Below are 19,336 nucleotides of genomic sequence, written 5' to 3'. Positions count from 1 at the left end.
GCACTATACGCGGAGCCGTTCGGTATCCGAGACGGTTCGTAGGACATGATTCGTGGAGTCTCATGACCGTCGTTGCGCAGGTGGCGATCGCGGCGAACGCGTTTGACCTGGGAGAGGTGCTCAGTACGGGGCCTCCCGTCGATATCGAGCTGACCCAGTTCGTCCCGATCGACGCACGACCGGCCCCTTTCATCTGGGTCGAGACGCCCGATGTGGCCGCGTTCGAGACAGTAGTCCGTCGGGATCCGAGGGTCGGCAGTCTGACGCGCCACGATACCCGGGCGGGAAAAACGCTCTATCACATCGAATGGGACGCGGAAATCAACGGACTTCTCGGCGTCATCGAGGAGTTCGACGTCCTGGTCGAACGTGGCCACGGAACGGCCGAGAGGTGGACGTTCCAGCTCAGACTTCCCGACCACACGTCCCTGCGAACGTTTCACGCTCGTTGTCGGGACGAGAACCTCCCACTCCACGTCAACTGGATTTCGGGGACAGCTATTCGCACCGATCCGGCCGACGCGTCGGCCGTGGAGAGCGGACGGGAAGGTGCCCGTGACTCTCTCCGGCGAGGTGCTGAGACGGAGACATCCGGCACGATCGACCGCGAGCCGCTTCCCGCGAGCGTACGCGAGCGAACGACGCCGTTTCGACAGATCGTCGAGAATCTCGACGTCGTCATCTGGATGACCGATCCGAACAAGGAGGAGGTGATCTACGTGAACCCCGTATACGAGGAGGTGTGGGGACAGCCCCGCGAGCGGCTCTACGACGAACCGCTCGCGTTTCTCGACGCGATCCATCCCGACGATCGCGAGCGGGTTCGCGCCGCCCTGGCGTCACAGCCGGATGGCGTGTACGACGAAGAATACCGGCTCAAACGTCCCGACGGAGAGATCCGCTGGATCCGAGACCGGGCAGTATCGATCCGGGACACGGAGGGGAACGTGTCCCGCATTGCCGGGATCGCCGAGGACGTTACCGAGCAGAAGGAACGCGAGCGGGCCCTCGATCAAACGAGTCAGATCCTGGGGGCGCTCGCGACCAGCTTCCCCGACCTGGCGTTCGTCATCGACGAGGACGGGTATTATCGGGAGTACTTGGGAGGCCCCGAGACCGAATCCCTCCTGTACGAGGAACCGGGGGAGTTCCTGGAGGCCCAACTGTGCGACGTGCTACCGGCGGACATCGCTGATCAAATGCTCTCGGTGATCCGTCGCTGTCTCGACACCGGCGAACTTCAGACGTTGGAGTATCAACTCGAAGTGCCGGCAGGATTGCGGTGGTTCGAGGGTCGGATAACCCCGATGCAGCACCCTACGGACACACGGTCGGTCGTCTTCGTCGCGCGTGACATCACCCAACGAAAGAAGCGCGAACGCGTTCTGACCGGACTCCACGGTGCGACGCGCACGCTCTTCAACGCTGCCTCCAGCGAGGATGTCGCCGATATCGCCGTCAGAACGGCCAGTAAGCGGCTACGACTGTCCTTCGTCGCCGTCTTCTCCCTCGACGAGTCGGCGGGCGTGCTCCGACCGGTTGCATACACGCCCGACGTGAAAGAGATACTCGGTGAACTACCGAGGCTTCTCGGACCGGGGAGCCTCGCGTGGGATGCGTTTATCAACGGCGATACGCGGGTGTACGACGACGTCCGTCCGCGAGAGATGGTGTACGGCGCGGAGACACCGGTCCGAAGCGAGCTGATCGTCCCACTCGGTAACTACGGTATCCTGTTGGCCGGGAACACCACCACGGGTGCGTTCGACGACACGGATACCGAGTTCGCCGAGCTGCTAGCGACCAATACAGAGGCGGCGCTACACCACGTCGAGTACGAACGGGACTTCGAGCGCCAGAACGAACGGTTAGTAGAACTCACCCGGCTCAATAGCGTCATCCGTAGCATCAACCGGGCGGTCGTCGACGCGACGACCCGAGACGAGATCGCATCGAAGGTCTGCGAGAACATCGTGGAGAACGAATCCTATCTGGCCGCGTGGATCGGCGAATACAGGACGGGGAAGCGGGTCACGTCCCACGCGACGGCAGGCCTCGCGGAGGCGGTGTTCGAGAGCGGGGTGATTCCGGCGGACGACGCCACCCTGATGGACGAGTTGGCAGGGACGGCACACCAGACCCGTGCCGTTCACGTGACGCAGGACCTCCATCGCGAATCGAGCGTCGGACCGTGGCACGAGCAGTTACTCGACCGCGGATGTCGCGGGGCTGTGGCGGTTCCGCTCGTAGCTGGTGAGGCCGTGTACGGGATTCTGACGCTGTATACTGATCAGTCCGATTCGTTCGACGAGGAGGAGATCACGATCCTGCGGGAACTCGGGCAGACGATCGGGCGAGCGATCCGGGCCTCGGAGGCACGGCGCGCCCTGGTGGCCGATACGGCCACCGAGCTCAAATTCGACATTTCGGACGTGAACTCGTTTTTCGTCGCCGCGTCCGGGGAACTCGAGTGTCGGCTCAGTCTCGAAGGTCTCGTCCCGCTCGAAGCGGGGCGGCTGCTCAATTACGTCACGGTGGATGGGGCCTCACCCGATGCGATCCGCGAGTGGGCAACCCGGGCGGCCAACGTCGAGACGTGTCGATTACTCACCGAGACCGAAGAGGGCGGCGTGTTCGAATTTCGGGTGTCGGGAGCGTCCGAAGTGTCGTCCCTCGTCGACTTTGGCGCAACAGTACGTTCGATGGTTGCCGATGACGGGGAAGCTCGGGTCATAGCCGAAGTCGCACCGGATACGGATACCCTGACCGTACTGAACGGGCTGCGAGAGGTGTGTCCCAGTGCGACACTGACCGGTAAGCGAGACCTCGATCGTCCCCTTCAAACTGTCCATCAGTTCCGCGAAACCCTCACCGAGCAGCTCACCGAGAAACAGCTGAATGCCCTTCGGGCCGCGTACTTCGCGGGGTACTTCGAGTGGCCCCGGGCGAGCACTGCGGAAGACATCGCCGATCCGATGGAGGTCTCGTCCTCGACGTTGCACTTCCATCTCCGCCACGCAATGAGAAAGCTCCTCATGGTGTTCTTCGAGGCACAGGACACGGAGTAACGCGGCAGTGAGGTGGTCCCCTGTACCGCACACAGGGTCGACGTCCATGAGAGACGGTTTCGACGTCGCTCGTGCCGGTAGTCGTCGGTACCCGGGCGAGGTCAGTGAGACACGAACACACCGTGCATCCGGGACGCGTCACTGCTTCGTCGTGTGATGTGACGCGAGTCAGGCACCGTGTCGCCCCCGAAATCGGCGTGGAGGAGTTGCGATGCCGCGCGTCCCACCGGTCGTACCGGCGTCTTTTCTCGAGCGGACGGCGGACGATGTGTCCCTGCGTGCACCACTTTCACCCCCGGCGGGAGAGCTCCCGTGTTGGCGTGGGACGTGGCGGATGAGCCTCCCAGTAGGACGTGACACCAGCATCTAGAGTGTGAGCTTATCGGTGCCAGAGCCAATGTCAGTGATATGTCAAAGGGTGACATCGAACTCGAGAGTAACGGGCTGCCCCTGGAAGAGGTCGGCTCTGTGTCGGAGTCCCTCGATCGAACGCTTCGATTACTGGCACATCACCGCCGACGAGCTATCCTCGAGCTGCTGATCGAGGTGGATGACGGTGGGATTACCTTCTCACGTCTCGTCAGGGCGATCGCTCGATCGGAAGGCGAGGACGACAGCGAGTCGATCAGGATCGATCTACACCACTGTCACCTCCCTCGGTTGGCCGACGCCGGGGTCGTCGAGTACGATCATCGGAGCGGCGCTATCCGATACAGAAGCGCTGACGACATCGAGGCCGTCCTCGCCTCGCTGAGGGGGCGCCCGTCGCTACAGTGAGCCGATCCCCCTCGTAACACCAGGCGTCGAGTCGGAGCGAGTGAGCCGCGTTTTCACCGTACGTGGTGACTGGTCTACTACGGCTATCCGGAGCCCTTCGAACGTGTGCGCGTTAGTTTCGAGAGACGTCATCTAGCCCAACTCGTATATTCTGTACGAAACATATGGGATTATCGTACGTTTGCATCCGACGACTCTAGGCACTTGTATAGATGTTTTCTACGTCCGCTGCGTGTAGAGGCCGAACACCTCCAGAGCCGTTTCGAACGACCGAGGAGGAAGACGAAAGATGACAGGTACGGGGATTCGCGGGGATGCGGGGTATCAAACGGTCGCACAGATCGGTTCCGATGACGGGACTGCCGATGGCGATTCCGAGGTGCAGATCGAACGAACAGTGTCACAATAACAACGTCATGACAGTGAAAAACGATCCGGGATTCTCGGAGACTGGCCGTCTTCGCGGAGTCGATCTCATGGACGAGAGCACGAGCAACGATGGGTAGTCGAGTTCACAACCGAGAATATCGGGCCCGAGCTCCGCTGAGCGGGAAGGTCCGTCTCGCGACGGGGTCATCGCGGGGGATCGGCCGCGGCATCGCCGAAGATCCCGGACGGGAGGGGACGACCGTTATCAACCTGAACGGAGGGCTGCATTCGTGACTCGGCGTGCCGTCACCTATCGACCGCCGAGGCAGATCACGCTCGAGTCACTCGATTTCGGCTCGTCGTTCGACGGTTGGAAGCCCCCCCAGCCGTCCGGAGGCCGGATGTGACGGGGCGCACCTCGGAGGCCAGTTCCGACGTGGACGCGTCGAGCTACGACCGGTGGACCGGGTCGCTCCCCGAGGCGCTACCGTCGTCGCGGACGACCCTCGCGTACCCGCGCTTTCGGGCCATCAACGAGGCGCAGATAGTGGGTCCACCGCGATGGCCGAGGGGACAGGCGTCCGTACTGTACGTGACGTCAGATATGCGTTGGAACGAGCATATCCCCGAGCGCGCTGACGACCGATGTACCGCGACGGTGGGGCACGGCGAATGACGGTAGAGAGCGACCCTCCTCGCGTCGAACTGCGTGTGCGTGAGTGCACGCCCGTGGGCGTGCACGATCGACAGGAAGCGGTCTACGAGCAGCTCGAACAGCTCCGAGAGGCGGGAGCCATAGCCGACGTGACCGTCGAGGTCTGGGGCAAACAGGTACGCGTGGGGGCCACCACGGACCCGGCGGCGGCCGATGCGGCCGTCCGCGCTGCCCGATCCACGTACGAGGAGTTCGAAGTGTGGGCGGAACGAACCGGCCATCGGCTCGAACCGGCGTTTTCGACCCACACGCTCGGTTCATTGGTCACCGACGAACAGGTCGAGGTGGTCAGGTTTCCGACCATGTGTCTCGCAGTGTATGACGCCGACGACCTGTTGACCGTCGTTCCCTGTTCGACCGACGAGGGCGTTCGCACCGTCGGCGACTACCTCGCGACACTGCGTTCCGGAGAATGGACGCCGGCCGCCGTCGAAGCGAGGAGATAGGCCGTCGACGGCAACACCGACCGAACGCCGTCTTCTTGGCAGTGCCAGCGACGGCTCCCCATCGTCGGCTCCGGGATTGCCGTCAGACGAGGCGATCCGGGCTTCACCGTCGAACTCACCATCCGGGAGCCGTCAGTTACTCGGCTCTCTAGGGTACTGGGAGCTGTTTTCAGCACGTCGGGCCCCGTTGCCCGCGCTCGCTTCCCTCGCCCGACTACTCCCCGCTCTCGTCGGTCGGGACGCCGCAGAGGTTTCCCTCGTCGTCGAACCGCTTTGCCCGGAGGTAGCGCGCCCGGTAGCGGTTCGCGCCCTCGGAGACGTCCGCCTCGCGGATCTCGTCGGTCCGGTCCTCGGCGACCGCCTCGACGATCGCCTCGATCTGCTCCTTCTCGCTCGGGGTGAGTTCGAAGGTGTACTCGCGTGGCTCCTCGCGCTCGAGGGTCGTCCACGTGCGCGCGGCGGCGATCACGAGCGAGCAGGGCTCCCGGCAGGGGAACTCGCCGTCACCGCGCGGCGCGTCGAGCGGCGTCGCCTCGTCCTCGTCCCACTCGCGGCGCTTGAGACACTGGGAGTCCACGCAGCAGGCCTCGGCGACCCAATCGACGGCCTCCGAGGGGAGTTCGTCGACGATGTCGTAGATGCCGGTCTGTCGCTCCGCGGTCTCGCGCCAGTGGCTCACGTCGAGGTCGCCCGTCCGCTCGCGGTACCAGTTGGCGACCGTCGCGGGGTAGAGGAAGTCGACCGCGCGCACGAGGTCCGCGCCCGGGAGGTCGGGGTAGACCCACCCCCGACGGAGCGTGGGTGCCGTCTTGAGCGGGCGGTAGCGCCCCCTCTCGTCGTAGGTGGCGAGGCGGCGGGCGTCGAGCGGGTCGTCGCGGCGGTCGAGGTCGTCGACGGCGCGGTCGGCGTCCGCCTCGTGACGGAGGTCGTAGCGGCGCTCGCCGTCGTCGCCCAGCGTCGCCGTGATCCGCAGTTGCCCCCACGACCGCGAGATCCCTCCCTCGCGTAGCGCCGCGTAACGCTCGGGCACGGGGCGCTCGTCGGCCCCCTCGACCCACCGCAGGAACGCCTCGCGGTCGGCGCTCAGGTCGGTCAGCGTCCAGGCGTACCAGTTGTTCACGTAGTCCGCGTGCTCCATCGCGAGGTCGCGGAACGAGCGCTCGTCGAGTCCCGAGCGCTCGACCTCGGGCGTGGCGAAGGCGTACGCGTCGCCGTCGGCCGCGACGCGCAGGCCGTCGAAGTCGACGCCGTCCTCGGCGGCGGCTCGAAGGGCGTCGAACTGCTCCTCGTTCGTCGCGCCTGTCGCGCGCCGCGTTCGATCCGGGGACTCGTCCATGCCCGAACCGAGCGGCGGAAAGCAGGTAAATCCGCGTTTTTCGGCGCGGTGACGGGGCGACGGAGCACCCGAACCTCAGTCCCCCGCCACGTCGCCGGCCCGCTCGCGGACGCGCTCCGCCGAGCCGCCCACGTCGGCCCCGGCGTCGCGCGCGCGCTCGACGATCACGTCGGCCATGAGCGCCTCCGTCCCGACCGCGCCGGCGTACCAGATGCGCGTACCGTCGACCTCCGCCGGCACGTCGTAGCCCTCCCGGAAGTCGTCGGTGATGCCCATGTCCTCGGGGATGTCCTCCTGGGTGTGAAAGCCGTCGGCGACGAAGAGGGGGACGACCACTACGTCGTCCGATTCGAAGTAGTCGGTCACGTCGTCGACCTCGGGTTCCTCGTCCATGAACAGCGCCGCCACCTCGTCGAATCGATCCATCTCGCGGATGCGCTCGGTGTGGTAGTGGATGGCCTTCGCGGAGTTCTCGTTGCGCTCGGTGCCGTGGCCGACGACCGCGAGGCCGAACCCCGGCCCCACGTCGGGATCACCCGTCACCGACTGGGCGCGCCGGACGATCACGTCGCTCATCGCGTCGTGCGTGCCGACCGGTCCGCAGTAGTGGACCGTCTTGTCCACGTCGCTCGCCCGGAGGCTCGCGTGGCTCGCGCTGGTGCCGTCGGAGTCCCACCGGGAGACGTCCCACCCCTCGAGGCGCAACTCGCGGGGGATCACCTCCTCGGTGAAGTAGCCCTCGCTGACGAACAGCGGCACGACGAACACCTCCTCCGCCTCCACGGTCCGGAGCACCTCCCGGAACGACGGCTCCTCCTTCCAGAAGGCCTCGCGGACCTCGTCGAAGATCCCGGCCGCGCGGACGGTGTCGGCGTGGTCGAACGTCGGCGCGCTCGAGTCGGGGTTCAGGTGCGAGCCGTGGGCGACGATGACGAGCGCCTGTGACATGCCCCGACGTTGGGGATTTTTCGGATTAAGACCTTCGCTCCTAGGGCTCGCGTACGACGCACCCCGAGGCCCTGGCGGACTGAAAGGGCGAGCGGTATCGACCCTCCCGGACGACGTAAGCACTGGAGCGAGCGAACGGAGTGAGCGAAGCGCGCAGCGAGGCCCGGAGGGTCGATACCGTGAGGGCTTTCGAGGTCACTATCGACTACTCCGACGCTGAATCACCTCGAAAGCCCTCGCGGTCTGGACTCGCGCGGCACACGCTGCGCTCCTCACCTCGCTCCGCTCGGTTGCGGTGCTTGCGGTACCGTGCTTCGTCCAGACCGCTCGCCCTTTCAGTCCGCCAGGGGTACCGCCCTGTTCGCTCTTCGAACGGCTTTTAGGGTGTTCTCACGCACACCACCCAGTATGTCCCTCGCAGCAGAGACGCGCGCCGCCGTCCGCGCCCGACCGTTCCTCTACGACGCCCTGCGCGCGGGCGTCGTGAACTACGCCGCCGCCGCCCGGTACCTCGACGTCGGCGACGAGGAGGCCGTCACCGCCGCGCTCCGCCGCTACGCCGAGGAACTGGACGACTACGAACCGCCCTCGGGAGCGGCCAGCGTCGCGATGCGCAGCGGGCTGGGGGCCGTCGCGACGGGCGACGGCGGGGACGAAGACGGCGGAGGTGGCGTCGACCACGGCGAGCGCGCGCGGACCGACGCGCCCCCGCTCCTCCGGGTCGGCGAGAGCGCGTACGGTCCGGGGGGATCGCTCACGGGCGTGCTCGCGACGGGCGACGTGAACGCGACGGCGCTCGCCGAGGCGCTCGCGCGCCTGCGAGCGGAGGGGATCGCCGTCGAGGCCGCCGCCGTCGCGGGGTCGGCGCTCGTCGTGCTCGTCAAGCGGCGCGACGGGCCGAACGCCGTGCGCGCGGTCGAGTCGGTCGTCGGGCGCTGACGCGGCGGACGTCGGCCGCAGACCGGGTCGACCGGTCGGATTCGAACGCCGGGACGCCGCGCCGGGGTCGGACGCCGACCGACCTCGACCGCCGCTCGCCCGGGGAGACAGGGCGTCCCGCGGTTCCGACGGATTCAAACGCGCATCCGATGAACCACGGGTAATGACGATACGCGTGACGAACACGCTCACGGGCGAGCGCGAGGTCTTCGAACCGCGCGGCGACGAGGTCCTCCTCTACGTCTGCGGACTCACCGTCTCGGACCCCGCGCACCTCGGGCACGCCCGCCTGTGGATCCACGCCGACGTGGTCCACCGCTGGCTCGAGTACCGCGGCCACGACGTCCGCCACGTGGAGAACTTCACCGACGTGAACGAGAAGATCGTCGCCCGGATCGGCGAGATGGGCGACGACGAGGCCGACGTCGCCCGAAACAACGTCGCCCGGACCGTGGAGGACATGCGCGCGCTCAACCTCCGGCGCGCGGAGGTCTACCCCCGCGTCTCCGAGCACGTCCCGGAGATCATCGACCTCGTGGAGACGCTGATCGAGTCGGGCCACGCCTACGAGGCGAACGGCTCGGTCTACTTCGACACCTCGACGTTCCCCGACTACGGGAAGCTCTCGAACCAGTCGATCGAGGACCTCGAAGCGCGGGCCTCGGGGGACGAGCGGGCCGAGAAGCGCAATCCGACCGACTTCGCGCTCTGGAAGGCCGGCGGCGTCCCGCCGGAGACGGTCGCGGAATACCGTCACGAGGAGGCGGCCCCGCCCGAGGAGGCGAGCGCCGGGGCGGAGACGTGGGACTCGCCGTGGGAACGGGGACGCCCCGGCTGGCACATCGAGTGTTCGGCCATGTCCATGACGCACCTCGGCGAGACGCTCGACGTACACATGGGTGGCCAGGACCTCGTCTTCCCGCACCACGAGAACGAGATCGCCCAGAGCGAGGCCGCCACGGGTGAGCGGTTCGCCCGCTACTGGCTCCACGTCCGTCTGCTGGAGACGGAGGGCGAGAAGATGAGCTCCAGCCTCGGGAACTTCTGGACGGTGCGGGACGCGGTCGAGCGACTCGGCGGCGACGTCGTCCGCACGTTCCTGCTCTCTACCGCCTACGACAGCCGCCAGACCTACTCCGAGGCGACCGTCGACGAGGCGCGGGAGCGCTGGGAGCGCCTCGAACGCGCCTACGAGCGAGCCTGCGAGGCGCTCGACGGGCCGGACGCCTACTCGAAGGTCGCGGACGGCGACCTCCGGTCGGCGGTCGGGACCGCGACCGCCGACTTCGAGGCCGCCATGGACGAGGACTTCAACACCCGCGAGGCCATAGCGGCGCTGCTCGACCTCGCTCGGGCGGCCAACCGCCACCTCGACGGCCGCGACGCCTACGACTACCGCGGCCTCCGCGAGGCCGTCGAGGCGTTCGACCGACTCGGCGGCGACGCGCTCGGGCTCACGTTCGGCCCGGACGCCGGCGAGGGCGAGGTGACCCTCGCCGGGGAGGTCGTGGGCCTCCTGCTCGAGATCCGCGAGCGCGAGCGCGAGGCGGGCAACTACCAGCGCGCCGACGAGATCCGCGACTCGCTCGAGGCCCTCGGCGTCGAGGTCGAGGACACGGACGACGGACCGACGTTCCGGTTGTGACTACGAGCGAGGGGTAGTGGAGGCGATCGTGCGTCTGTGTGTACGAGCACTTATCTCGTCTTCGTAACGTAACGACACGGCATGGGTGGGATCGAACTGCGCGATGGTCTCCTCGTCGTCGACCGAAAACCCCAACGACCTCTACGACCTCGCCGTTCAGTTTTCCTCGATCCTCGACGACCTCGACATCGGCCACGTCTACGTCAGCGGCTACGTCGTGATCCTGACCGGACGTTCTAGAGCGACCGAGGACATCGACGTTCTCCTCGAATACATCGACCCCGACACGATAGGTCGCCTCGTCGATCGACACGAAGAACACGGCATGGGGCCAAGCGATGCCGCTCGATTCGATGGACGAAATGCTCGACGACAATATCTGGGATGCCCGAACCGGCGAAATGGTCCCCCCACCTCGAAGCCAAGTCCGTCGACGACGAGTACGACGGGCCTCTCTCGAAAACAACATCATCGCCCGAATCACCAGCGTCGATTCCGAACTTCCGATCGGTCCGCTCGAACTGCAAGTCGCGTACAAACTCTACCTCGAACACCGGCGACGCGTCGAGCGAGCCGGTCGCGACCGCTCGCCGTAACCGTCTATCCGCTTCGTCGTCACCTTCCCCTCCCTCCTCTCGACCGGACGCCGGGACGGTCACCACTCCGCCGTCGACGGCTCGTCGGAATCGCTCGAACCCCCCTCCGTACCGACCGAAACGACGCATACCCTTTTTTCGTTGGCAGCGAGAGCGAACGGTATGAATCGCATGCGCATGGTCGGCCTCGCGCTCACGGCGCTCGCGCTCTGCGGGTACGTCCTCGGCGTCGTCGCACCGTATCCGGGTCGGTCGATCACCGTGACGGGCGTCATGGTGGGTATCGCGCTCGCGGCGATGTCCGATCCGCGTCAGTCGTCGTCCCGAACGCGGGAGCCGAGTCGCGATCCGAGACGGTTCGACGGCGGCGGATCGACCGACGGGCGCGACGCACCCGGGTCGCCCTCGACGTTCGACGGGGCCGACGTGAGGGCGGGAACGGGAGGTGATCGCGCGTGATCTCCGCGCTCTCGTACGCCTCGGGGGCGGTCGAACGCCGCTCGGTCGACGGCTCGGCGGATCTCTCGGTCCTGAAGTCGGAGCAGGGCACCGCGTGGGTGGACGCGACCGACGCCACCGAGACGGAGCTGCGCCTCGTGGCGGACGTCTTCGGCATCCACCCGCTCGCGGTCGAGGACGTCCTCAATAACGTCCGCCCGAAGACCGAGGAGTTCACCGACTACACGTTCGTCCTCGCGAAGGAGGCCGAACTCACCCGCGGCGACCGGCCGTTCGACGAGGAGGTACGCGACGAACCCCTCGGCGTGTTCATCGGCGAGGACTGGGTGTGTACGCTCTCGGTGTCGCCCATCGCGGCCGTCCAGCGGGTCTGGTCCGCCGTGACGCAGTGGGACGAGCGCCTGCTCCAGCGGGGGGCCGACTACACCGCCTACCGCGTGATCGACACGGTCGTGGACGACTACTTCGACCTGCTCGACCGGATCGAGACGCAGATCGAGCGCATCGAGGAGGAGGTGCTCGTCTCGACGGGAATCGACACGCTCGAGCGGATCAACGGCGTTCGGCGCGACCTGCTGGCGTTCCGAAAGGTGACGTGGCCCGCGCGCGAGTCGATCGGCGCGCTCGCGCGGGGGGACACGGGGTACGTCCGCCCGGAGATGGAGAAGTACTTCCGGGACGTGTACGACCACCTCGTCCACATCGTCGACCTCACGGAGACGTACCGCGATCTCACCAGCGGCGCGCGGGACATCTACCTCAACACCCTCTCTCAGTCCACCAACGAGGTGATGAAGACGCTCACCGTCGTCGCGACCATCTTCCTCCCCCTCACCTTCATCGCGGGCGTCTACGGGATGAACTTCGGAGACAGCCGGTTCAACATGCCCGAACTGGCGTGGCCGTTGGGCTACCCGGCCGTGATGGTCGGGATGCTGCTCGTCGCGCTCGTCATGCTCATCTACTTCCGCGAGCGGGAGTACCTCTGACTCTGAGGCTCCGGGGCGGGGTTACCCGAACGCGAGCAGTACCCTCGAAACACCTCGTCGCGGGCGTATTCGGCCGCCGATCCGCGCCAACGTCGAAACACATATTCATATCATGGAACAAATAATTTAGATTCAATAATAAATTATAAGTAATTAACTATCTACGTTCCTCACAGGATGAAAGACACGAATGCTAGATTCACTCGTCGGCAGATCATCCTGGGCGCTACTGGCGGCATTGCTCTCGGAACGTACGTCAGTGAAGCTACTGCGCACGGGGATTCGAAGGAATACGCGCGGCCGGGGGAGGGCATGATCGTCGGGACGCAGTCGTGGAGCGCCGTCGAGCGTTCGAAGGCGCAGGCCGACGTGGTCATCGATACCCACGACTTCGGTGAAGGGGGACAGGCGGTCGTCGGGGAGTTTTCCGACTCGGCGCTAGCAGCGCTAAGCCAGCGCGACGATATCCGGTACATCGAGCCGAACGGACTCGTGAGAGCGATCGACCACGGGACCCGAGGGACCCAGACCATCCCCTGGGGTGTCGACCGGATCGACGCCGACGAAGTCCAACACGACGGCTTCACCGGACGTGGGGCAGATGTCGGGATCATCGACACGGGCATCGACTCCGATCACCCCGATCTACAGGCTAACCTCGGGACCGGACAGGCCTACGTCCGGTGTGGGGTACAGTACGACGGGACTCCCTGTGCGTCTACCAACGGGAACGCCTGCCTCGAACCGTGGGACGACGACGACGATCACGGTACTCACGTCGCCGGCACCGTCGCTGCGGTGAACAACACCGAGGGCGTCGTCGGCGTCGCTACGAGCGCGACGTTACACGCCGTGAAGGCGCTCGACTGTAACGGCGTGGGAACCTTCTCAGATATCGCCTCCGCCGTCGTCTACGTCGCCGATCAGGGCTGGGAGGTCGCCAACATGAGTCTGGGGACGACGTTCGCCTCGCAGGCGGTCCACGACGCCTGTAAGTACGCCTACCGTCGGAACGTCGTTCTCGTTGCCGCCGCCGGTAATGACGGCCCGTGCACGAACTGCGTCAACTACCCGGCCGCCTACGACGAGGTCATCGCCGTCAGCGCGACGACTCGCAATGACACCCTCGCCGACTTCTCCTCGACGGGGCCAGAGATCGAACTCGCCGCTCCCGGAAGTGACGTCAGGTCGACAATCCCCGGCGGGTACGCGTCGTTCTCCGGGACGTCGATGGCGTCACCGCACGTCGGCGGTGCGGCAGCCCATCTCATGGCGGTCGGGTTCAACAACGCGAACAACATCACGTACGATTCGAACGATACGCTGACGCCGTCGAGTTACGAGAATCCGGGGGGCGCTCGCGGCCAGCTCCGCGACACCGCCGAGAACATCGGGCTCTCGGAAGCCGAAGGCGGCTACGGGTTAGTGGACGTCGAGGCGGCGCTCGCGATCGGTGAATCCGGGACGGTGTCGGTCAGCCAGCCGAATCGAACGACGTGGTTCACGGTGAATCTCGAGCGTTCGTACGACAACCCGATCGTGATCATGAATCCGGTCTCGCGCAACGGGGGTCATCCGTGTCACGTTCGTCTGCGCAACGTCGCCAGTCAGAGCTTCCAGTTCCAGATCGAGGAGTGGGCGTACCTGGATGGGGCACACTTGGAGGAGACGGTGCACTACGTGGTGTTCGAGGCGGGTGCGTACACGTCTTCGGCTGGCAACCGTCTCGAAGTCGATACGATGGCCACCGATCACCAGTTCACCCGGACGAGCTTCTTCCAGAACTTCACCGACACGCCCGTCGTCCTCTCTCAGCCACAGACGTACCGTGGTCAGGATCCCATCGTCACACGGCAACGAGACGCTTCGAGCAACGGCGTCGACATCCGCCTTCAGGAGGAAGAGGCCAGAGGTGGACACCTGAGTGAGACGGTCGGGTACGCTGCGATCGAACCGGGCGTGTTTACCATCAACGGCGTCCAGTTCGAGGTCGGTCGAACGCCCGACGTGGTGCCCGACCGGTGGTACCGGATCGACTTCCAGCAGACGTATAACTCGCCGCTGTTCGTCGCGGCCATCCAGACGTTCGACGAGTCTGACACGGCAGGGCTTCGGTATCGGGAGCTCACCGGGTCCAGCGTTCGAGTACTCGTCGAGGAGGAGCAGAGCAGGGATTCCGAGACGACCCACGCGACGGAGGTCGTCGGATACGCGGTCATCGAAACGAGCGGGCTCATCTGAAACTCGCCGTCTATCGAGGCGACTGTCGCCGACAGAAATCCCCCTGCCAGAGCGGATGATTGCCGCCACCCCCACAATTATTCAAGAGAATACTCCAATGAACATTGATGCTTCCCGGTGACGCCTCACGATTTCACACCGCGTTCGAAGCGATGGTGGCAGAGTATCCGTTCGACACCACGTATATAGAGGGGACACAACGACGGACGAAAGCGGTCGCCGCACTCATTGAGCGGCTGGAGACGACACCGTGTCGGATCCTGTCACTCGGTGCCGGTGCGTGCGACGTCGAGGGCGTTTTATCGCGGATGGGCCACGACGTTGTAGCCGTCGACGATTTGAACGACGATTGGCACAAACTCGGCGAGAACCAGACACGTATCAAAGACTTCGCACAGTCGATGGATGTCGAGTTTGTCGATGAGCATATTGGCCCAGATTCGCCGCTTCCGGGGGGAGAGTTCGATATCGTGATGGCACTCGATGTGATCGAGCACATCGATGCGCCGCGTCCGTTTCTTAACACTGCCGTCACTCACCTTCGAACCGGTGGAAATCTCGTCTTGTTGACGCCAAACGTCGCCCACTTGGCCAACCGACTTCGGTTCTTGTTCGGGCAGTCACCGTCCATAGATGTCGAGTACATGTATTGGCATCTCGGACCGTTCCGTAGCCACGTAAACGAATACACGCTCGGTGAACTGCGATGGATGCTCGAAACGCATGATCTAGAAGACATCGACGCGACCTCTATCAATCAGTCGGTCGCAAAGATGAAAGGGTCGACGGAGTCTCGATACAGGAAGGTGCTGCTCACGATCTACGATCGAGTGTCAGGGTTACGAGATCAATGGAAGGACACGCAGATCATGTGGGGGCAGAAACCGGAGGGCTGGTCGGAGATACCCCCTTCGATCGACGCCTTTTCCGAGTGTCACCCCCAGATCAGGGATAACAATCTGGATACACTCTCCACCGACGAAATAATCGACGCTGTGACGAGTGAACAGTAGTGATGCCGTACCTAGACCCCGTCTCTCACGACGGACTCTGGAGCGCGTTTAGCCGGTCGATTCTGTCCGTGTGGTAGTACGCTGGCTACCGCTCTTCGACCACGCGAGTCGCGTTCGAGTCCGCGAACGGTAGTGAGTGGACCGTGACGGTGCCGGGCCTGCCGAAACAGCTCGCCACGCAATCGAACGAGAGGTTACTCCCCCGAGATAGACTGGAGAGCGGGGACGAAAGGTATCGCTCAGTCGGTGATGCCGTGTCGTGTCCCGTCACCTTCAAAGAAGCATCAACGGTCCCATCAGGACGCCCATGAGGTGCGCCCGTCGCGCGCCGAAGCGAACCGGGAGCAGGCCGACGAGCGTGCTCACGGCCAGGAGCCCGACCCCCAACCCCCCGGCGAAGGCGAACGAGAGGGCGCAGAGCAACCCGAGCACCGACAGCGACAGCCGGGTGGCGTCGACGCGTCCGGCGACGCGCAGGTAGCGATCCCCGACGAGGACGACGAGCGCGAACCCCGCCGCCGCGGCGAGCGCGACGGTGGCGAGCAGCGACGGCAGGTCGAGGGGAACGCCCGCCCGGTCCATCGCCACGAGGACGCCCGTCCGGGGCTGGCCGAGCGCGACGAGCGCGAACAGCGCGAAGATCGTGTTCGCCGTGTTGACGCCGCTGGTGGCGACGATGAACCCTCGCCCGCCGTACCGGCCGGGAACGGCGAGCAGCGCGAGCGTGGCGGCGATGGCGCTCGAGACGCCGGGGACGTACCCGACGACGGCACCGGCGACGGTGCCCAGGCCGCCGAGTCCGGCGACCGCCCGCCGCGACAGCGTCACCGACGGGTCGTCCTGCGGCGGGACGCCGCCGCCCCCCACGGCGTCGAGGAGCACGGGCGCGCCGAACAGCCCCGCGAACAGCGGCAGCAGGACGTCGCCCGTCTCGAGCAGCCCGTCGACGGGGAGGTCGAGGGCGACCCAGCCGAGCGCCCCGCTGGCGAGCAGGGCGAGCGCGCCGCCGATCGCCCCCCGAACGGTCGGTTCGGTGAGCACGAGCGCGAGCGCCGTCGCGCCGAGAACGAGCGGGAGGTGCGCCCGGACCGTCGGGTAGAGGGCCGTCATCAGCCGCGTCATCGGGAGCGCGAGCGGGAGGGCGACGACGACGGCGCTCGCGCTCCCGAGCGCGGACAGGCGCAGCGCCTCGCCGCCGCGGCCCGCGAGCACGAGCCGGTGGCCGGGGAGCGCGCTCGCGGCCATGGCCGAATCCGGGACGCCGAGCGCGAGGGCGGGCACCACGTCGAGGAAGGTGTGGACGACCCCCGCCGCGAGCATCGCACAGCCCACGAGGAGGGGCGGTCCGGGGAGGGCGGGCGCGACCGCCGCGAGCAACAGCGCCATGTTGTTGGCGTGCAGGCCGGGGAGGAGGCCGCTCGCGGTGCCGAGCGCGACGCCCCCGAGGACGAACGCGAGCGTGAGCGCGGCCGCTCGCGGGTCGGCGACCGCCTGCGGGACTCCGGGATCCATCGTCCGTCTCTGGTCCCGTCTCCCTACTTGAACGTTCGCGCGCCCGGCGCGGCCGCTCCGGGCGCGATAAACGGAGAAGGTGTACCGGGTCGGTTCAGCCGAAGAGCGCGCCGAGGCCCTCGCCGCCGGCGTCTTCGTCTTCGTCTTCGTCCTCCTCTTCCTCGGCTTCGGCTTCCTCGGCCTCCTCTTCCTCGGCTTCCGCTTCGGCCTCGGCACCGGCACCGGCACCAGCGGCCGCGCCGCCCGCTGCCGCGCCCGCTGCGGGGACGGCGGCGGCCTGCTCGACGGCCTCCTCGATGTCGACGTCCTCCAGCGCGGCGACGAGCGCCTTCACGCGGGATTCCTCGACGTCGACGCCGGCGGCCTCGAGGACGCCGGTGAGGTTGTCTTCGTTGATCTCTTCGCCCGTTTCGTTCAGGATGAGTGCTGCGTAGATGTACTCCATTGTCGTTGGTTATCCGAACATCGCGCCGAGCGCGTCGCCACCGTCCCCGTCCTCGTCGTCGTCGGCGTCGGTGTCGTCGGCCTCGGCTTCCTGGTCGTCAGTCGATTCCTCTTCCGCGTCTTCCTCGGCAGTCTCCGCGTCTTCTGCCCCGGGCGCGGCGATCTCGGTACCGCGCAGTTCCTCCGGGAGCGCCTCCTCGTCGTCGATGACGGCGGCGAGCGCGCGCATCTGCGCGTCGGCCTTGGCGACGAGGTCGTCGGCGATGTCCGGGCTCTCGATGGCCGCGAACAGGCCGAGGCTGCGGGCCTCGTTGCTCGCCTTCGCGAGGAGGAGATCCGCGGTCCGCGCCGTCGGGTAGACGGCGTTGACCGACAGGTTGCGCCCCGCGGCGACGGCGGACTCGATGTCCGCGCGGTACTCCGCTACGTCGATGGCGAGCTCCTCGGGTTCGAAGAACACGCCGTCGGAGTAGACCCCGCGCAGGTCGAGCCCGACCTCCTTCGGCTCGATGTCGAGCTCGTTCAGGACGTTCGCCAGCGTCTGGTCTACCTCCTCGCCGGCCTCGAGGACCGTCGAGTCCTCGAGGACCTTGATGGAGCCGTCCTGGATGCGGGCGTTCGCGCCGACCTGCTGGAGTTCGCCCACGAACGGGCCGGGGTCGATCCCGGTGTCACCCGCGGGGATGACGATGTCGTTCGGGGCGACCTCGCCCGCGTTGATCGGCGCGGGCGTCTTCGACTCCTCGAGTCGCTTGTACAGGCCGAACGGGTTGTCGTTCGTCCCGATGACGCCGACCTGTCCCTCGACGAGATCGGTGAGCGTCTCGAGGCCGTCGTCGACCTCCTCCAGGGCGCGGACCAGGAGCGTGTTCCGCGAGACGCGGAGCTCTGCCGTGCCGTGGAGGTCGCGGCGCATCGCCTGGAGCTGGCGGCTCGGGATGCCCGTGATGTTGACGACGCCGACGCTCTCGTAGGATCGAAGCGTCTCGACGAGGTCGTCGACCTCCTCGCGCTTCCACTGCGGGATGACTTCGGTCTTGCGTTCGGATCCTGCCTCTGCGGACATTTAGGCCACCTCCACCGCCGGCCCCATCGTCGTCTTCACGTAGACGGAGTCGATGTTGAGCGGCCCCTTCTCGAGGTCCGCCTCCAGCCGCCGGATGATGACGTCGATGTTGTCGGCGATCTCGTCGGCCGTCATGTCCTCGGCGCCGACCCGGGCGTGGAAGGTGCGGCGGTCGCGGCTGCGAAGCTGGACCGTGTTCTTCATCCGGTTTACGACTTCGACGACGTCGTCGTCCGGCTGAAGCGGCGTCGGCATCTTCCCGCGCGGACCGAGCACGGTACCGAGGTAGCGGCCGATGTCTTGCATCATGTTCGCCTGGGCGATGAAGAAGTCCGTTTCGCCGGCGAGATCCTTCGCGGCGTCGGTGTCGTCACCCAGTTCTTCGAGATCGTCGCTGTCGAGTACCTCGTCTGCGACGTCCCGCGCCCGGAGGGCGGTCTCGCCCTCCGCGAACACGACGATACGTGTCTCCTGTCCGGTCCCGCTCGGAAGGACGATACCCTCGTCGACGCGGTTGGACGGGTCGTTGAGATCTAGATCGCGCAGGTTGATGGCGAGGTCCACCGACTCGCGGAAGTTCCGCGGTGGGGCCCCCTCTAGTGCGCGAGAGACTGCGTCCTCTATTGACTGATCTGCCATTGTTCACCTCCGTAGTCCGCCACGTGGCTACTACGGCGTGAAACAGGCGTGAACCTGCCTCGTCTCCATATCACCCGCGTCGTGGTCTTAAATACGTCGAAGTGTCGGGCGGGCGGCACGGGTTCGCGCGGTCG

The 19,336-nt window shown here is 66.2% G+C and carries 15 protein-coding genes; 9 read left to right on the top strand and 6 right to left on the bottom strand.

Annotation, left to right across the window (positions count from 1 at the left end):
• Window positions 1-62 precede the first annotated feature (62 nt).
• The 3 genes from P1K31_RS06175 (at window position 63) to P1K31_RS06165 (ending at window position 5,375) form a co-directional block, all read left to right on the top strand.
• Window positions 63-3,068 carry a bacterio-opsin activator domain-containing protein gene (locus tag P1K31_RS06175; RefSeq protein ID WP_276305411.1) on the top strand — a complete coding sequence of 1,002 codons (3,006 nt, stop codon included), beginning with the start codon at window positions 63-65 and terminating at the stop codon, window positions 3,066-3,068.
• Window positions 3,069-3,476: 408 nt separating this feature from the next.
• Window positions 3,477-3,845 (top strand): DUF7344 domain-containing protein, encoded by a 369-nt coding sequence (locus tag P1K31_RS06170; RefSeq protein WP_276305410.1) that lies wholly within the window; start codon window positions 3,477-3,479, stop codon window positions 3,843-3,845.
• 1,041 nt (window positions 3,846-4,886) lie between these two features.
• The gene (locus tag P1K31_RS06165) at window positions 4,887-5,375 is read left to right on the top strand and encodes an HTH domain-containing protein (protein ID WP_276305409.1); all 489 of its coding nucleotides are present in this window, start codon (window positions 4,887-4,889) and stop codon (window positions 5,373-5,375) included.
• Between the two features lie 214 nt (window positions 5,376-5,589).
• Here P1K31_RS06165 and P1K31_RS06160 read toward each other — a convergent pair whose 3' ends face one another.
• Together P1K31_RS06160 and P1K31_RS06155 are read right to left on the bottom strand one after the other, a co-directional pair.
• Window positions 5,590-6,711 carry a DR2241 family protein gene (locus P1K31_RS06160; protein WP_276305408.1) on the bottom strand — a complete coding sequence of 374 codons (1,122 nt, stop codon included), beginning with the start codon at window positions 6,709-6,711 and terminating at the stop codon, window positions 5,590-5,592.
• A gap of 75 nt (window positions 6,712-6,786) precedes the next feature.
• Window positions 6,787-7,659 carry a CbiX/SirB N-terminal domain-containing protein gene (locus P1K31_RS06155; protein WP_276305407.1) on the bottom strand — a complete coding sequence of 291 codons (873 nt, stop codon included), beginning with the start codon at window positions 7,657-7,659 and terminating at the stop codon, window positions 6,787-6,789.
• Window positions 7,660-8,067: 408 nt separating this feature from the next.
• On the opposite strand from P1K31_RS06155, the gene P1K31_RS06150 reads away from it, so the two are divergent.
• From P1K31_RS06150 to P1K31_RS06125, 6 genes are all read left to right on the top strand, one after another.
• Window positions 8,068-8,598, top strand: coding sequence for a DUF7523 family protein (locus P1K31_RS06150; RefSeq protein ID WP_276305406.1), 531 nt, complete (start codon window positions 8,068-8,070; stop codon window positions 8,596-8,598).
• A gap of 163 nt (window positions 8,599-8,761) precedes the next feature.
• Window positions 8,762-10,243: a cysteine--tRNA ligase gene (gene cysS, locus P1K31_RS06145; protein ID WP_276305405.1), complete on the top strand. Its 1,482-nt coding sequence runs from the start codon at window positions 8,762-8,764 to the stop codon at window positions 10,241-10,243.
• 758 nt (window positions 10,244-11,001) lie between these two features.
• On the top strand, window positions 11,002-11,298 hold the full coding sequence (locus P1K31_RS06140) for a hypothetical protein (RefSeq protein ID WP_276305775.1): 297 nt from the start codon (window positions 11,002-11,004) through the stop codon (window positions 11,296-11,298).
• The gene (gene corA / locus P1K31_RS06135; RefSeq protein WP_276305404.1) at window positions 11,295-12,287 is read left to right on the top strand and encodes a magnesium/cobalt transporter CorA; all 993 of its coding nucleotides are present in this window, start codon (window positions 11,295-11,297) and stop codon (window positions 12,285-12,287) included. Before P1K31_RS06140 ends, corA begins: the two co-directional genes overlap by 4 nt.
• A 177-nt stretch (window positions 12,288-12,464) precedes the next feature.
• A complete protein-coding gene (locus tag P1K31_RS06130) occupies window positions 12,465-14,528 on the top strand; it encodes a S8 family peptidase (RefSeq protein ID WP_276305403.1) in 2,064 nt (687 codons plus the stop codon).
• A gap of 107 nt (window positions 14,529-14,635) precedes the next feature.
• On the top strand, window positions 14,636-15,541 hold the full coding sequence (locus tag P1K31_RS06125; protein WP_276305402.1) for a class I SAM-dependent methyltransferase: 906 nt from the start codon (window positions 14,636-14,638) through the stop codon (window positions 15,539-15,541).
• Between the two features lie 273 nt (window positions 15,542-15,814).
• Here the strand turns inward: P1K31_RS06125 and P1K31_RS06120 are convergent, their stop codons facing one another.
• The 4 genes from P1K31_RS06120 to P1K31_RS06105 form a co-directional block, all read right to left on the bottom strand.
• On the bottom strand, window positions 15,815-17,053 hold the full coding sequence (locus P1K31_RS06120; RefSeq protein WP_276305401.1) for a tripartite tricarboxylate transporter permease: 1,239 nt from the start codon (window positions 17,051-17,053) through the stop codon (window positions 15,815-15,817).
• A gap of 94 nt (window positions 17,054-17,147) precedes the next feature.
• Window positions 17,148-17,498: a 50S ribosomal protein P1 gene (rpl12p, locus tag P1K31_RS06115; RefSeq protein ID WP_276305400.1), complete on the bottom strand. Its 351-nt coding sequence runs from the start codon at window positions 17,496-17,498 to the stop codon at window positions 17,148-17,150.
• A gap of 9 nt (window positions 17,499-17,507) precedes the next feature.
• Window positions 17,508-18,563 (bottom strand): 50S ribosomal protein L10, encoded by a 1,056-nt coding sequence (locus P1K31_RS06110; RefSeq protein WP_276305399.1) that lies wholly within the window; start codon window positions 18,561-18,563, stop codon window positions 17,508-17,510.
• Window positions 18,564-19,202, bottom strand: coding sequence for a 50S ribosomal protein L1 (locus tag P1K31_RS06105; protein ID WP_276305398.1), 639 nt, complete (start codon window positions 19,200-19,202; stop codon window positions 18,564-18,566). It lies immediately after the preceding gene.
• Window positions 19,203-19,336 lie beyond the last annotated feature (134 nt).

Source organism: Halomarina halobia (genome assembly GCF_029338575.1).
GTDB classification, from domain to species: Archaea; Halobacteriota; Halobacteria; order Halobacteriales; family Haloarculaceae; genus Halomarina; species Halomarina halobia.
The sequence above is the reverse complement of the archived record's forward strand: the minus strand, read 5'-3'. Positions and strand labels throughout refer to the sequence as shown.